At 38.3% G+C, this 15614-nt stretch carries 14 protein-coding genes; 3 read left to right on the top strand and 11 right to left on the bottom strand.

What is annotated here, in order from left to right; genetic code table 11:
• Positions 1-19: 19 nt before the first annotated feature.
• From atpA to B5D25_RS01545, 9 genes are all read right to left on the bottom strand, one after another.
• Entirely contained in the window at positions 20-1522 is a 1503-nt protein-coding gene (gene atpA, locus B5D25_RS01585; protein ID WP_078785988.1) for a F0F1 ATP synthase subunit alpha, read from the bottom strand.
• A 66-nt stretch (positions 1523-1588) separates the two neighbouring features.
• The gene (gene atpH / locus B5D25_RS01580) at positions 1589-2122 is read right to left on the bottom strand and encodes an ATP synthase F1 subunit delta (protein ID WP_078785987.1); all 534 of its coding nucleotides are present in this window, start codon (positions 2120-2122) and stop codon (positions 1589-1591) included.
• The gene (gene atpF, locus B5D25_RS01575; protein ID WP_242870159.1) at positions 2107-2679 is read right to left on the bottom strand and encodes a F0F1 ATP synthase subunit B; all 573 of its coding nucleotides are present in this window, start codon (positions 2677-2679) and stop codon (positions 2107-2109) included. Before atpF ends, atpH begins: the two co-directional genes overlap by 16 nt.
• Before the next feature lie 17 nt (positions 2680-2696).
• Complete coding sequence (gene atpE, locus B5D25_RS01570; RefSeq protein WP_078785986.1) at positions 2697-2954, bottom strand: ATP synthase F0 subunit C; 258 nt, start codon at positions 2952-2954, stop codon at positions 2697-2699.
• 46 nt (positions 2955-3000) lie between these two features.
• Positions 3001-3753 (bottom strand): F0F1 ATP synthase subunit A, encoded by a 753-nt coding sequence (locus tag B5D25_RS01565; protein ID WP_242870158.1) that lies wholly within the window; start codon positions 3751-3753, stop codon positions 3001-3003.
• A gap of 3 nt (positions 3754-3756) precedes the next feature.
• Positions 3757-4185 carry a hypothetical protein gene (locus tag B5D25_RS01560; RefSeq protein WP_078785985.1) on the bottom strand — a complete coding sequence of 143 codons (429 nt, stop codon included), beginning with the start codon at positions 4183-4185 and terminating at the stop codon, positions 3757-3759.
• 3 nt (positions 4186-4188) lie between these two features.
• Positions 4189-4467 (bottom strand): AtpZ/AtpI family protein, encoded by a 279-nt coding sequence (locus tag B5D25_RS01555; protein ID WP_078785984.1) that lies wholly within the window; start codon positions 4465-4467, stop codon positions 4189-4191.
• Positions 4468-4588: 121 nt separating this feature from the next.
• Positions 4589-5416, bottom strand: a complete 828-nt coding sequence (locus B5D25_RS01550; RefSeq protein ID WP_078785983.1) for a Cof-type HAD-IIB family hydrolase — start codon at positions 5414-5416, stop codon at positions 4589-4591.
• Between the two features lies 1 nt (position 5417).
• Positions 5418-6641, bottom strand: a complete 1224-nt coding sequence (locus tag B5D25_RS01545) for an aminotransferase class I/II-fold pyridoxal phosphate-dependent enzyme (RefSeq protein WP_078785982.1) — start codon at positions 6639-6641, stop codon at positions 5418-5420.
• 291 nt (positions 6642-6932) lie between these two features.
• Here B5D25_RS01545 and B5D25_RS13090 point away from each other — a divergent pair, with 291 nt between their 5' ends.
• Both B5D25_RS13090 and B5D25_RS01535 read left to right on the top strand, forming a co-directional pair.
• Positions 6933-8012, top strand: coding sequence for an adenosine deaminase family protein (locus tag B5D25_RS13090; RefSeq protein ID WP_078785981.1), 1080 nt, complete (start codon positions 6933-6935; stop codon positions 8010-8012).
• 124 nt (positions 8013-8136) lie between these two features.
• Positions 8137-10200 carry a right-handed parallel beta-helix repeat-containing protein gene (locus tag B5D25_RS01535; protein WP_078785980.1) on the top strand — a complete coding sequence of 688 codons (2064 nt, stop codon included), beginning with the start codon at positions 8137-8139 and terminating at the stop codon, positions 10198-10200.
• A gap of 126 nt (positions 10201-10326) precedes the next feature.
• Here the strand turns inward: B5D25_RS01535 and B5D25_RS01530 are convergent, their stop codons facing one another.
• Together B5D25_RS01530 and B5D25_RS01525 are read right to left on the bottom strand one after the other, a co-directional pair.
• Positions 10327-11208: a DegV family protein gene (locus tag B5D25_RS01530; protein ID WP_078785979.1), complete on the bottom strand. Its 882-nt coding sequence runs from the start codon at positions 11206-11208 to the stop codon at positions 10327-10329.
• A 123-nt stretch (positions 11209-11331) separates the two neighbouring features.
• Positions 11332-15183 (bottom strand): efflux RND transporter permease subunit, encoded by a 3852-nt coding sequence (locus B5D25_RS01525; RefSeq protein WP_078785978.1) that lies wholly within the window; start codon positions 15181-15183, stop codon positions 11332-11334.
• 190 nt (positions 15184-15373) lie between these two features.
• On the opposite strand from B5D25_RS01525, the gene B5D25_RS12815 reads away from it, so the two are divergent.
• A partial coding sequence (locus tag B5D25_RS12815; RefSeq protein WP_159444049.1) for a hypothetical protein occupies positions 15374-15614 on the top strand: 241 nt, incomplete at its 3' end.

The following is a 15614-nucleotide window of genomic DNA, read 5'->3' as shown; positions in this document are numbered from 1 at the left end:
CCTCCTTAAGATAATCTCATTAAAACTTTTCCTTGAAGGTCTCTATAGCCTTCTTAAGGAGTACTTCGGTCTCATCGCTGATAACCTTTTCCTGCTTGATATTTGTAAAGATATCAGGCTCGTTTGTTGAAATATAGTCAAAAAGACCATTCTCAAATTCGCCTATTCTGGAAACTTCAACATCCATAAGATACTTATTTACAGCAGCATAAATGATAACTACCTGCTTCTCAACAGGAAGTGGCTTATACTGTGGCTGAACAAGCATCTGCTTGATTCTTTCACCCTGAGCAAGCTTGTTCTTTGTATCTTCATCAAGCTCTGAACCGAACTGAGCAAAAGAAGCAAGTTCTCTATACTGTGCAAGTTCAACTCGGATAGGAGCTGCAATCTTCTTCATAGCCTTAATCTGAGCTGCACCACCAACTCGAGATACTGAAAGGCCCGGATTTACAGCAGGTCTGAATCCTGAGTTAAACATTTCTGTTTCAAGATAAATCTGACCATCTGTGATTGAAATAACATTTGTAGGAATGTATGCTGATACATCGCCCGCCTGTGTTTCAATGATAGGTAAGGCTGTAAGAGATCCTCCTCCAAGTTCATCAGAAAGCTTAGCTGCTCTCTCAAGAAGTCTTGAATGAAGATAGAATACATCTCCCGGATAAGCCTCACGTCCTGGTGGTCTTCTGAGGAGAAGTGAAAGTGTTCTGTATGCGGTAGCATGCTTACTTAAATCATCATAAATGATAAGTACATCCTTTCCGTTCTCCATCCATTCCTCACCGATAGCACATCCTGCGTATGGTGCAATATACTGTATAGGAGCCATCTCACTTGCTGTAGCAGCAACTACAGTTGTATATGACATGGCATCATATTCATTAAGTGTTTTAACAATATTGGCAACAGTTGATGCCTTCTGTCCTATAGCTACATAGATACAGTAAACATTCTGTCCCTTCTGGTTGATAATAGTATCGAGCGCGATAGCTGTCTTACCTGTCTGTCTGTCACCGATAATAAGCTCTCTCTGTCCTCTTCCGATAGGAACCATGGCATCGATAGCCTTGATACCTGTCTGAAGTGGTGTATCTACTGACTTACGTGTGATAACACCCGGTGCTACTCTTTCTATCTGTCTGGCCTTATCTGTAACGATAGGTCCTTTATCATCTATAGGCTGTCCAAGTGCATTAACAACTCGTCCAAGCATGGCATCACCTACAGGAACCTCAACAACTCGTCCTGTTGTCTTAACCGTATCACCCTCGCTGATATTCTTCATATCACCAAGAAGAACAACACCAACATTGTCCTCTTCGAGGTTAAGAACCATACCATAGACATCACCCGGGAATAACAGGAGCTCACCCATCATGGCCTTGTCAAGTCCATGAACACGGGCAATTCCGTCAGCCAGCTGAATAACAGTTCCTGTATCAGATGTCTCAAGTTTTACCTTGTAGCCTTCAATCTGTTTTTTAATTACGGAACTAATCTCTTCCGGATTTAACTTCATAAAGCCTAATGTCCTTTCTGAATTATAAATGAGTATTCATGATACTCATATTCACCTATCAACTGCCTAAATAAGGCTTTTTCTAAGTGACTCAAGAGAAGTTTTGACACTGCTGTCAACAACCCTGTCTCCTATCTTGATCACTAAACCGCCGATAAGTGATGGATCTACTATATAATTCACATCAAGTGAACTATATTTGGTAGTTTCGAGAAGCTTTGACTCAACTTTTTTCTTCTGTTCATCCGAAAGAAGAAATGCCGAACTGACTTCAGCTTTTCCGATTCCAAGTTTCTTCATGGAATTATCGATAAATACCTTGAGTATCTTCTCTATATATCTGCTGTGCCCTTTTTCAACAGCAAGCTTGAATACTTCTGTGAACAGAGCATCTGTTGTACCCTTAAAAATCTTTTCAACGAGTCCAACTTTTTCTTCTGTTTTTATATCTGGATGAGCCAGAACCTTCATAAGATCAGTATTATTGTGAAGGATCTTCACAAGTTCTTCTGCCTCTTTATAAAGTTCCTCTATCCTTCCTTCATCCTCTGCAGCCTCGAATAATGCAAGTCCATAAACTGATTCTACTTCTCTTGCCATGTATCATCACCTATTTCCTTCAGAGTTGCATCAAGAAGCTCATTCTGCTTATCCTGGTCAATAGCTTCTTCAACTATCTTACCAGCCATAGCCGATGCTACATTTATGATCTCGGTACGTACCTCGTCATGAACCTTAAGTTTCTCAAGTTCAGCATCTTTCTGGGCATTTGTTCTGATTCTGCCTGCCTCTTCCTTAGCCTCTGCAATAATAGCTGCTTCATTTTTAGCTGCCTTTGCATGAGCTTCAGAAAGAATAAGAGCTGCCTCTTCGCCAATACCCTTTAACTTCTCATCATACTGTGCCTTAAGAAGAGCTGCCTCTTCTTTATCTTTAGCTGCATTTTCAATATCTGACTGAACCTTTTCCTGCCTCTTGGCCAAAATATTTCTGACCGGATTTATAAGCAGATAACCTACAAAAAGGAACAATATAAATACTGCTATGCCCTGAAAAAGAAGGTCGAATAGAAGCTGACTGTCAAGTCCGAAGATACGTCCTGTTCCTGCCATAACAGCTGTGGAAGCCGTACTTCTAAACATTAAAATATCAGTCACTATACTTCTCCTCCGATTTATTTATCAAATGGCTTAACGAACATAAGAAGAAGAGCAACTACGAGTCCGTAAAGACCTGTTGTCTCTGCAACCGCCTGTCCGAGAAGCATTGTTGACATGATATCACCCTTTGCACCCGGATTACGTCCAACTGCCTGTGCTGCCATACCTGCCGCATTACCCTGTCCAATACCTGTACCGATACCTGAACAAACTGCAACTCCTGCGCCAAGAGCCGAGAATGCATGTACCAAATCAATACTGTTGAAATTCATAAATCTTTTCCTCCGTTATATTATTAACTTAATATATTTTTATAGTTTATGCCTCTCCTCGTTTATCCTTGATAAACGTAATTGTCAGCATACAGAATACATATGTCTGGATTGCACCTGAGAATACATCGAAGTAAACATGAAGTGCGGCCGGAACACCGATCTTGGCAAACCAAGGAAGCATTCCGTAATAAAGTGCCATAAGTACTGTACCACCGAGAATGTTTCCGAAAAGACGGAGTGACATTGAAAGTGGTGTCGAGAAAATACTTATAACATTCATTGGGAAGAAGAAAAATACAGGCTCGAAAAGTCCCTTAACAACTCCCCATTTGTTATATCTGATATCGGCATATTCGATCATTATAAATGTAATAAGTGCCAGACAGAGTGTTGTACCGTAATCTGCCGTTGGCGGTCTAAGACCAAATATACCCGAAGTATTACTGAAGAAAATGTATAAAGCAAGTACACCAATATAATTTGCGTATTTGCCGGCAACTCTCTCTCCCATTGTGCCTGAAACAAATTTATTCAGAGCATCAACTCCAAGTTCTACCAGTGTCGAGAATGTTGTCATCTTATGTTCTCTCTCTGCTTTAAGGACGCTTCTCCTTGCTGCAAGAGCAAATATCATAAGTGCCACCATGATGATGATCGTACAGACATGTGTGGTTGTTATATATACTGTTGATCCGAAAAAGTTGATCGGAAAGAGCTCATGAATGTAGAAATCCGCATCTCTAGTTATCGTTGCTCCTCCCATCCCGCCGGTCATTCCCGGTATTGAAGGTAACATCTATTAATCCTCCCTGAACAGATATCTTTTAATAAATTTATTTGACAGACCTGACAGCTTTATAGATATCAGTCCCAGTGTCACGCCAATAAAGGCATAAATATTTATAAATATAGCCACAAGAAGTACCGCAAACGCGATCACTATCCTGAGAACGCTTCTATTTCTTATGTAAGTTGCAGCGCCTTTTTCATTAAGACGAAGTCCTGCATCAAGTGCATCATACATATTAATGACCGCTGCCACGGCAAGTCCCGATCCGAGCAATATCCCAACCAGGTAGAAAATCTTCCCCATCCCCGGGATTATCACAACACCCAGTATCAAAAATATAAGGCATATCAGGATTATACCAATGATCAGTTGTGCAAGAACCTTTCCGGCATTATCATCTCTCCTGATCCTTAGGAGGCGATTTATGATCTTTCTCATAACTTAATATGTCTCCTTATCATCCTTATCAAATGCCTTCTTTTCCCATTCCGGTCTGTCCTTTTCTTCACGTCTTGCAGCATTTATCTCTTTCTTCACAAGGCTGTAAACAGACCTGAATCCACTGAGAACACCAAGTACTATAAATAAAATTATCCATTTCGTGTGATACTTTTTATCTATAAAGTATCCTATGGCCGTACAGAGCAGTATAGGGACCAACATGGATATCCCTATCTGAAGAACAAGAAATAAATTCTCAGCAACTCTGCTTCTCTTCATATCTCCTCACTCAGTTTCCCGGACTTGCATAACATGTTTAGTTTAATCATTTTTTATCCATAATGCAACCGATTTATTATCTAAAATTACCAAAAAATCAGCAAATGCCGTTACTTCATATTTAATGTAAAATAAATTTTTCTATAACCTCTACCAATCCGTCTTCGTCATTGGTTGCTGTGATATAATCCGCGACATCTTTAACAGCCTGCTGGGCATTTCCCATCGCAACACCTATGGCTGCATATTCAACCATCGAAATGTCGTTGAAGCCGTCTCCGCAAGCGATCACGGAATCATGATCTATGCCGAGTATATCTATAACCTTCGCGATTGACTTTGCTTTATCAACCTCGGTATTCATTGCTTCAATAAAGAACGGCTCAGATCTTGTTATATGAAATTCAGCACCGAATCTGTCTATAAGATCTTTCTCAAGTCCTTCCGAAACAGAAGGATCTGCCGTCATAAGAACTTTATAAACGTCTCTATTTATATCTTTTTTGAAATCCTCGCTCACCCTGATGTCAAGATTATTGATATTCGCTTCAAGCATAAGATATTCATCTGTTCGTCTGCCGCTTATGATATAAGGCTTCGGAGTATCTTCAAAATCCTCATATGTAACTATGCCCATATCCTTTTCACAGCAGTAATCATATAATGCATGAACATATTCTTTACTAAACTTTGTAGTACAAATATCTTTATTGTCCTTACATCTTGTTATCCTGGCCCCATTATATGTAAGAAGATAACCACCGTATTTCTTTAATCCCAATTCCTCTTCGTATTTTCTGACACCCTGCGTAGGTCTGCCTGATGCGATCATAACAAGATGACCTTCCTCCATAATAGAGATAAGCGCTTCTCTTGTCTTTGGAGTAATCTCCTTTTTGGAATTGGTAAGAGTTCCGTCTATATCGAGAACGAGCAATTTTTTATTCATATCAATAATCCACCTGTCTATAATCAGCCAGGAATTCCTTCATTTTTGTCATTGCTTCGGAAAGTACCGAAATTTCAGGAAGATAAACTATTCTGAAATGATCCGGTTTCTCCCAATGGAAGCCTCCGCCATGTGTGAAAAGTATCTTCTTCTCTCTAAGAACATCAAGAGCGAACTTCTCATCATCCTTTATGTTGAATTTTTCTATATCAACCTTAGGGAAAATGTAAAATGCAGCCTTCGGCTTTACAGCGCTCATTCCCGGAATGCTGTTTACCGCATTATAGATAAACTCTCTCTGCTCATATACTCTTCCGCCCGGACAAATAAGTTTTTCTGTCTCTTCATTCATCTCAAGAGCCGAAGCAACAAGTGATTGTGCCGGAACATTTGAGCAAAGTCTCATTGATGAAAGAAGGTTAAGTCCTTCTATATAACCTTTTGCATTGCTCTTATCACCTGAGAGTGAAACCCAACCTACTCTGTATCCTGCTATAAGATGTGACTTTGAAAGTCCGTTAAATGTAAGACAGAGACATTTATCAGTCATGCTTGCGATGGAAGTATGCTTTGCACCATCCATAACCAGTCTGTCATATATTTCATCAGAAAAAATAATAAGATCATTTTCCTCAGCAAGTTTAACTATCTCTTTAAGAACATCTTCCGGATATAATGCACCTGTCGGATTGTTTGGATTTATTATAACAATACCCTTTGTTCTAGGGTTTATCTTCTTCTTAATGTCATTTATGTCCGGGAACCATTCTGATTCTTCGTCGCAGATATAATGAACCGCCGTTCCTCCGGCAAGTGTTACCGATGCCGTCCAAAGAGGATAATCCGGAGCCGGAACAAGTATCTCATCGCCATAATCAAGAAGTCCCTGCATAGACATCGTGATAAGCTCACTTACTCCGTTACCTGTATAAACATCATCTATAGTCACTCCGTTTATACCCTTCTTGGCATCATATTTAACTATAGCTTCTCTTGCAGCGAAAAGTCCCTTCGAATCCGAATATCCTTCTGTTGAGGTAAGATTACTTGACATATTGGCTATAAGTTCATTCGGCGCTCTGAACCCAAATGGAGCCGGATTACCGATATTGAGCTTAAGAACACTTTCCCCGTTTCTTACCATACGGTTGGCTTCGTCCATAACCGGACCTCTTATGTCATAACATACATTATTCAGCTTTACTGACTTTTCAAATGTTCTCATTTCACTGCCTCCGTTATAGTTTTATATATTTATTTTCAGTCGAAAAAACTTTATTCGACCGAGTTTTCTTTCTAAACTTCACCGAAAAAATATTTTATCACAATTTTTTCAATATGAAAACACTTAATATTATCGAGGAAATGTGCTATACTCCCTACATGTATTTTTGCAAAAGCCGCAGATACTGCACTATTTTTATCTATATATTTAATCTGTTTTATCTATAATTTTATACTTCATAATTAAGGGTAACAATAAACTATTCATTTTGACCCTAAAGAAAGGAAATAAATGTTAGACGACCATTATTTGTGCGAATTGCACCTTCATCTTGATGGTTCACTTCCTATCGAAACCATCAAATATCTTGCTGAACAGGAGCCGGGTTCTACACTTCCTGACACAGATACAAATATTCTGAAATCAAGATTTTCCGTACCGGAAGATTGCAAGGATTTAAATGAATACCTTGAGAAATTCGATCTTCCTCTCTCACTTCTTCAGACAGAAGAAGCAATCTCATATGCAGTAAAATCAATAGGACATACCGAAGAAGCTTTGGGCGTTGATTATGTTGAAATAAGATTTGCACCTCAGCTCCATCTTAAAAAAGGACTGACTCAGCGTCAAGTTATAGAAGCCGCTGCTGACAGCGCTGTATTTTTCAATGCTGATCACAGTACAAAGATCCGACTTATATTATGCTGTATGAGGGGTGATGATAATCATGAAGCAAATATGGAAACGGTTCGACTGGCCGCAGAATTTATGAATGACAGCGATCTCATCCATTCTTCAGGTCATGCGACAGATAATGAATCAGTAGAAAATTCCAATCCGTTAGGTCAATCAGCTTCATCATATAAGAAGGTTTTCATTCCTTCAGCAAAAGGCCAAAGTCTTCCTGTAATTGCCGGAATAGACCTTGCCGGAGCCGAAGCCCTTTATCCGACAGAGAATTTTGCCGATATATTCAGCCTTGCCAAGGAGCTGAATGTTCCATTTACGATACATGCCGGTGAAGCTGCCGGACCCGAAAGTATTTGGACAGCTGTAAGGTTTGGTGCAAAACGTATAGGACATGGCATCGCAGCTGTTCAAGATGAACAACTTATGCGTTATCTTGCGGACAATAATATCGTCCTCGAAATATGCCCTACCAGCAATATTAACACAAAAATCGTTCAAAATTATGCAGAACTTCCAATAAAAAAATTCTTAAAAATGGGTATAACGGTCACTATAAATTCAGATAATATGACTGTTTCCAATACCGATATAATCCGTGAATTTGGAGCACTTTCAGGTTCAGGACTGACTTATGAAGAAAAGTTAATAATTCTTAAGAACGCCGAGAACAGCTGGCTATAGCTTCCAAAAATGACATTGTTATGATATAATTCGGACTCGAAAGTCATGAATGTATCAAAACAATGTCTTTTTTACTTCATGGCCCTAGTCTAAACTATATATCTACACACGAAAGGACTAAACTATGAAAAGAAGTTTCAAAAAGATTGCAGCATTATCTTTTGCAGCCGCACTGAGCGTTTCAAGCGTTCCTGCATTAGCTGCAACAAATCAGTCATCTTCTGATGGCGTTTACAAAACAGAGGTAACAGGTTCAAAATCCTCTAGTATCAATTCAGCAATTTCAGCAGCAAAAAAGGCTATTTCAAACAAAGGATATGAAAGTGCTGTTATTGAAATTCCAGCAGGCACATATACTTTTGATAATACAATTTCTCTTGAAGATGTATCAAATATTACTCTTAGGGGTAAGGGTAACGTTGTTATCAACGGAAAGGGTGTATACCTCAAAGATGATAAAAACGCAGATATGATCTGCATCAAAGGTAATAATATAGTCGTTGAAAATATCAAAGTAACAGGAATAAAGCTTGATCACAGCGATGATGATATCTGTCCAACAGGTATCAGAGTTGAAGGAAATTCAAGCAACATCACAATCTATAACTGCGAAGTAAATGATGTTGGATGTGAATATGACTGGAATCACAAAGATGAAAACGATTATAATGCACACGGAATCATCGTTGGTACTGATCCATCCGATCCTATTACAAATGTTACTATTGAAAAATGTACAGTAACTGAATGTGACTTAGGAAACAGCGAAGCACTTGTCTTAAACGGTAATGTTTCAAATTTCTTAGTTAAGGATAATATCGTAACAAATAACGATAATATTGGTATTGACCTTATCGGCTATGAAAAGTCTAACAGCGATAATTATGAAAAAGATACAGCCAGAAATGGTCTTGTTATTAATAACTATGTATATAACAACTCTTCAGATCCTAAGAAGAACCTTACATACAGTAGTGAGTGTGCTGCCGGAATCTATTCAGACGGCGGTTCAAACATCGAAATCTGCAATAACTATATTGATAAATGTGATATGGGAATCGAAGTTTCCAGTGAATGGAAAGGTAGAGCATCTGATAGCATAAATGTTCATGATAATATTGTTATCGATGTTAAACCTGATTATCTTGGTGGTATCGGTATCGGCGGATGCCTTGACGAAGAAGATGATAACGGAAACTATAAAGAAACAGGTATCGCAACAAATTGCCATATTTACCATAATACCGTATATGTTACAAAGGGTAGCGGATTAATGGTTCAGCGTGCAAATGACGAAAATAATGTTATAGAGAATAATATTTTTGCAGTATATGGCGAAGCTGATACATATACACTTGAGAAAAATGATGATCATCCTTATGATAACACAGGAAATACTATTAAGAATAACCTTGTAACTGTAAAAAGTTCTATTTCAAAGAATGATACAGTTTTCAATCAGAAAAAGAATGGTATTACTATAAAATCATCTGACAGAACAATTTCATTTAATGCAAAGTATGACAAAGATACATTCGGTGCTGATTTCAGTAGAACACCTGAGAAGAAAGATCTTCTTGATTCACTTTCTTACGAATCAAAAGATTCTGAAAATGTAGCTCCTGAAACATCAGAGAAGCAGACTTCTGAGCAGGTATCTGAAGAAGCTACAGAGAAGGCTACTGAAAAAGCTACTGAGAAGAAGACTACTGAACAGGTAACTGAGAAAGCTTCTGAGAAAGCTACTGAAAAAGCTTCTGAAGCAGTTTCAGACAAGCCATCATTCACAATTGCCAAGAGCAGCTTCTACACTGTTAGCGAAGAATCTGATGGTTATCATATAACATATACAAAGTCAAAGAAGAACAAGGAAAACTGGGAGCATTTAGATATCAACTTCAGTAATGTTGATACATCTAAGTACAAGAAGGTTGTTATCAAGGTTGTTCCTTCACGTAAGAAAATGAACCTTGGTATCACAAACCAGGATGAAGATGATCCTAAGTTCTATAAAGATCATTGGGACAAGAACAATAGATTTAACTCAACAAAGGAACAGAAAATTGAAATCAAGCTCGACAGCAAGAATAAAGCAGGTCTTTACTTCTACTGTGATCCAACAAGCAGCGATAAGGATGCTTTAGGAAAAGAGCAGACATTTGTTATTAAATCAATCTCATTCAAATAAATACCTTAGGTAATACAAAACTTCTACTATAAAAAAGGGTTACATATCCATATAAGTGGTTAATGCTCCACTTGGATATGTAACTCCTTTTTTTGTGTAAATAAATAAAATATATAAAACAAAAATTTATTTGTCAGTCTGAACAGGATTTTTAGCAAGCCATCCGAATCCTAAAGCATTAGGTCCCGTATGAGCTCCTATTGTATTATTGATCTCTGCAACTATAGGTATCTCAACACCCAGACATTCCTTCACTTTATTCTGCATCATAACAGCTTCATTTCTGTCACCGGTATAAACAACGCAGCTATAGCGATAGTCCGGATCCGATTCTTTAAATACTTTTATTATCTCATCAATAGCTTTTCTTCTGGTTCTGACTTTTTTGAAAGGAACTATCTTACCTTCGGTTTCTATATTTATATAAAGAATAGGTTTAATATCAAGGATGGTTCCGACTGTTCCGCTAAGAGGACTGAGCCTGCCTCCGCGAACAAGATATTTAAGATCATCCACAATGAACATTGCGTAAAAACTGCTTCTGAGTCGTAATACTTCCTCAGCAATCTCATCCATAGCCTTTCCTTCAAGCTGCATATCACGTGCCAAATGAAGCATCAGTCCTGCGCCCTCAGATTCATTCAAAGAATCTATAACAATGATCTTTGCATCAGGTCTTTCTTCCATTAATTCATCAGCAACACTGTGGCATGTATTATAGCTTCCCGATAAGCCTGAAGTACAAATGATTGCCAGGATATCCTTACCTTTATCCAGCTCGGCTTCAAACATTTCTCTAACCTTTCCCGGATTACATCCACTTGACTTTGCAACTTCTCCATTTGCAAGTCTTTTATAAAATTCATCCGGTTCGAGTTTTATCTCATCTCCATAAATTATTCCATCTTCAAAATAATAATACTGTGGCATTATAACAATGCCTTCTTTTGCCGCATACTCAGGTTCAACATCAGTATTTACATCTGTCATAAGTGTAAATTCTTTCATTATTATCCTCCGATTATATGTCAAATATTGTCTAATATTCCAACGTAAAAACCCCGAAAATTGATACTTTTATTTTCTCAATCTTCGGGGTTTGTGTCAATCATTTAAATTTAAATTAATTTATTACAGTTCCTCTTCAACCATATTCTTCTCTTTGTTAAATGCATCATATATACAAGGAACTACAATAAGTGTAAGTAATGTTCCGTAGATAAGACCACCTACAACAACTATTGCCATTGGCTGTGACATCTCTGCACCCTGACCAAAACCAAGAGCCATGGTTGACATTGAAATGATAGTTGTAAGTGCGGTCATGAGTACCGGCCTCATTCTTGTTCTTGCCGACTCAACGATGGCTTCTTTCTTCTCCATACCTTTTCGTCTGAGCTGGATAATATAATCGATAAGAACGATACCGTTATTAACAATGATACCTGCCAGCATTACGAAACCTATCATGGAAATAACACTTACTTCCTTATTTGTAAGATACAATGCAAGGAATCCTCCTGTGAAAGCAAGTGGGATTGTGAACATGATGATAAATGGTGAAAGCAGTGACTGGAACTGAGCTACCATTACGAGATAAATAAATATTACTGCTAAAAGAAGCATCTTTGTCATCTGTTTAATCGCATCATTAATGTTCTCATCTTCACCCTTCATCTGAACTGAGTAGCCTTCAGGAACATCGTATTTACTAAGTCTGTCACGAATTTCATTTCCGACCAATCCGATATTGTAACCGTCTTCGATGCTTGCAGTTACCTGGATGTATCTGTTCTGTGCATCACGAAGAATACTGCTAAGCTCAGCTGTTTCTGTAAATTCAGCTACATCTGTGATCGGAATTTCTTTTGTTTCCTGTGTTTCTCTATTTGTATATGTAAACGTAATCTGTTTAAGCTTATCTATGGTAACTTCTGACTGCTCGCCGGTTCTTACAAATACATCATAATCAGTAACATCTGTTGAAATCTTTGTTGTAGCTCTGGTATCAGCTATCTGAGCATAAACAAGCTGGAATATCTGAGCCGTTGTCATGTTATATTTAGCTGCCTTTGATTTATCAACCTTTATATTGATCTGATTTGTAAGTTCATCGAGACCGTCATTTATCTCAGTAGTACCTTCAACATTACTAATGATATCAGCAACATCTCTTGCGATATTCTGCATCTTCTCGATATCACGGCCCTTGATCATGACTTTGATACCGCCGCCTGAAAGCGCTGACATATCCATCATGTTGGTTTGAACAGTTACCTTGCAATGAGCACCTTCTGCAGCTTTATTGATTTTCTCTTCAAGTTCATCATTTGATAATTTCTTCTCCTCATCAATGAGAACATACATTGTGATCCTGTCGCCCGCATTTGCCTGGATTCCTCCGAGACTCGAACCTGTTCCTGCCATCGCACCAACTGTTGTAACCTCAGGAATCTTTACAATATTTTCAACTACAGCATCTGATTCTTTCTTAAGCTCAGCCAATGTAGTCTTTTCGCCTTCAACAGGCTCAATAATAACCGTTGCCTGTGTGCTTGACATTTCAGGCATAAATGCTGTTCCCTTTGATACAGCAAGGAATATGCTGAGAACCAAAAGAGCGATCATTGTAATAAATACAACCGGCTTATACTTCAGACATTTCCTTAAGAATCTCGCATAAAGATTCATAACCTTATCGCCGAAACCGCCTTCTTTCTTTGGCTTCTCTTTGTTAAGAACTCCGGAAGCAATAGCCGGAACAATAGTAAGTGCAACAATAAGGCTGGCTGTAAGTGTATATGCTATTGTGAGACCCATATCTACAAAGAGCTGTCTCGTAATACCATCAGTAAATACAATAGGTGCAAATACACAGATTGTTGTAAGAGTTGAAGCTGTAATCGCGCCGGCAACCTGGCTCGCACCGTAAACAGCTGCCTTCTTGATTGACATACCTTCATTTCTCAATCGATAAATGTTTTCGATAACAACAATCGAGTTATCAACCAACATTCCTATACCAAGCGTAAGTCCTGACATGGAAATGATATTTAATGTGATATTTGAGAAGTACATAAGCACTACCGCAAATATTACACTTAACGGAATCGCACATGCAATGATAAGTGTTGGTCTTCCATCCTTAAGGAATAACATAAGAATGATGATAGCAAGCAAAGCACCCAGGATCATATTTTCCAAAATGGACTTTGTGATCATATCAATATAAATACCCTGATTCATAAGAATAGAGAACTTAATATTGAGATCCTCTGACTTTTCAATCGACTTGAATCTTTCCTGAATAGCATCAGTTACATCTCCTGTTGAATAACCTGTCTGCTTTTCAAATGAAAGAAGGATTCCCGGCTTACCATTTATATTTGCATAAACTTCTGCTGAGTTATCAATAAGCTCAACATTTGCTACATCTGATAAAAGGATCGGATCGATTCCTTCCATATTTAAGTCAACAAGTACAAGATTACGTAACTCGTCAACGTCCTTAACTCTGTCTCCAACTTTTATAAGATATTGTCCGTCGTTAGAATTAATATAACCTGCCGGCATCGAGAAATTCTGCGCAACGAGTAGCTGCTGAAGTGTCTCTATCGAAAGTACAGAATTTATATCCACTGCTGAATATGCCTTATCCTTCTCAGCCTTGAATTCTTCCTTAGCCTTTGTCATAGCTGCTTCGCCTTCTGCAATCTGCGAAGATGCCTCGCTAAGCTTTATGGTTCCGAGAAGTTTTCCCTTATTAAGTTCGGAAATAGCATCATCTAAAGTAATCTTGCCACCCTCTATCTGCTCAAGAGCAGTTTCAATAGTAGCAATATTTACTTCTATCTGTGCTAATGATTCTGTAAGAAAATCAAGAGCTGTCGGAATATCCTCAAGTGTTTGAACATTTACACCAAGTGGAATAAGAATTGCTGTTCTTTCCTGCAGCGCTTCAGTTATTCCATTTATCTGTTCTGTCAAAATGGCCATATTCTGCTGAGCTTCCTCAACTGTCATACCAGTGGCTTCTTTGAACTGTTCTTCATTTAATGTACCATTTGTATAAAGCTCAAGAACTTCACCGAGTCCCTTTGCCTGATTCTGCATATCAGCAACATTATCGTTCATGTTATTCAACATTTCGATAGCATTATTGATCTGATCTTTTGTTGCATTTAATAATGTAAGCTGTGTCTTAAGGTCGCCCTCTGTCTGATATAAGGCAATCTTCTGATTCTGTAATTCTGTCTCCGCATTGCTGGTCTGGCTGATCAATTCATTTTGACCATACTCAAGCTCTTCCTTTCCGGCTTCGAGCTTCTCTTCAGATTCATTTAACTGTTTCTCTGCATCCGCGAACTTTTTATCGATAACTTTTCGTATCTTCTTATTAAGTTCGTCAACCTTCTTCTCGTCGATTGTTACCTGTACAGTTTCGACGATGCCTCCGGAAGTTGTTACCGATGCAACACCATTTACAGACTCAAGCTGCGGCTTGATAGTATTTTCAATATAATTGGTAAGATCTGCACCTTCAACACCTTCAACACTAACCGCAGATACAAGAATAGGAAGCATATCCGGATCGATCTGCATTACGATCGGAGTACCAACTGTGTCCGGAAATGTACCCTTAACCTGATCCAACGATTGCTGAATCTCTATAAGGATTGAATCCATATTTGCACTCTGCTCATATTCAAGTATTACCATTGAATAACTGTAATATGACATTGACTGAATATTCTTAAGATCCGACGTTGTCGCTAGACCTGCTTCGACAGGAGCAGTAACTTCCGTCTCTACGGCCTGAGGACTCGCACCTATATCAGTTGTCACAACAACCACATATGGAAAACTCATATTTGGCAATAAGTCTGCCGTCATGCTCGTAAGAGCAACCACCCCTAATACTATAACCAAAATCACCCCGACGAGAACCGTATAAGGCCTCTTAACACTATACTTCGAAATCAAAACCAAACCTCCCAACGTGGAACTAACAATAAATATATCTGCATCATAATAGCAATATATTGTGTACAATTTGTGAAAAACTGTTTAATTATATCACGTTCTACTATAGATTTCATTTATAATTGATTGTTTTTATTATAAAAATATGGTAGATTGTTTATGTTTGAAACTAGTATACAGGAAATTAAATATGGATAAAAACATGACATCAAATGAATTAAAACCCGATGAAATCAAACAAAATGATATAGATAACAGCAATGAACAGCCGGTTTCCGCTTCCGAAAACGGATCTGAAACACCAAATACGGCCGATTCAGCAAATGAAACTCCAAGTCCGGAAAATGATGCTGCAACGTCAAACGAATCAGCCGATTCCAAAAACGAAACTGCTTCGGCAAATGATTCCCTCGTTTCCGAAAACGAAACTG

Origin of the sequence: Eubacterium ruminantium (genome assembly GCF_900167085.1) — a bacterium.
Lineage (GTDB): Bacteria > Bacillota > Clostridia > Lachnospirales > Lachnospiraceae > Eubacterium_Q > Eubacterium_Q ruminantium.
The sequence above is the reverse complement of the archived record's forward strand: the minus strand, read 5'-3'. Positions and strand labels throughout refer to the sequence as shown.

Excerpts from the sequence above, each read along its gene's own strand:
- atpA (WP_078785988.1), bottom strand. The coding sequence starts at position 1,522 with ATGAAGTTAAATCCGGAAGAGATTAGTTCCGTAATTAAAAAACAGATT.
- atpH (WP_078785987.1), bottom strand. The coding sequence starts at position 2,122 with ATGGCAAGAGAAGTAGAATCAGTTTATGGACTTGCATTATTCGAGGCT.
- atpE (WP_078785986.1), bottom strand. The coding sequence starts at position 2,954 with ATGAATTTCAACAGTATTGATTTGGTACATGCATTCTCGGCTCTTGGC.
- B5D25_RS01565 (WP_242870158.1), bottom strand. The coding sequence starts at position 3,753 with ATGTTACCTTCAATACCGGGAATGACCGGCGGGATGGGAGGAGCAACG.
- B5D25_RS01560 (WP_078785985.1), bottom strand. The coding sequence starts at position 4,185 with ATGAGAAAGATCATAAATCGCCTCCTAAGGATCAGGAGAGATGATAAT.
- B5D25_RS01555 (WP_078785984.1), bottom strand. The coding sequence starts at position 4,467 with ATGAAGAGAAGCAGAGTTGCTGAGAATTTATTTCTTGTTCTTCAGATA.
- B5D25_RS01550 (WP_078785983.1), bottom strand. The coding sequence starts at position 5,416 with ATGAATAAAAAATTGCTCGTTCTCGATATAGACGGAACTCTTACCAAT.
- B5D25_RS01545 (WP_078785982.1), bottom strand. The coding sequence starts at position 6,641 with ATGAGAACATTTGAAAAGTCAGTAAAGCTGAATAATGTATGTTATGAC.
- B5D25_RS13090 (WP_078785981.1), top strand. The coding sequence starts at position 6,933 with ATGTTAGACGACCATTATTTGTGCGAATTGCACCTTCATCTTGATGGT.
- B5D25_RS01535 (WP_078785980.1), top strand. The coding sequence starts at position 8,137 with ATGAAAAGAAGTTTCAAAAAGATTGCAGCATTATCTTTTGCAGCCGCA.
- B5D25_RS01530 (WP_078785979.1), bottom strand. The coding sequence starts at position 11,208 with ATGAAAGAATTTACACTTATGACAGATGTAAATACTGATGTTGAACCT.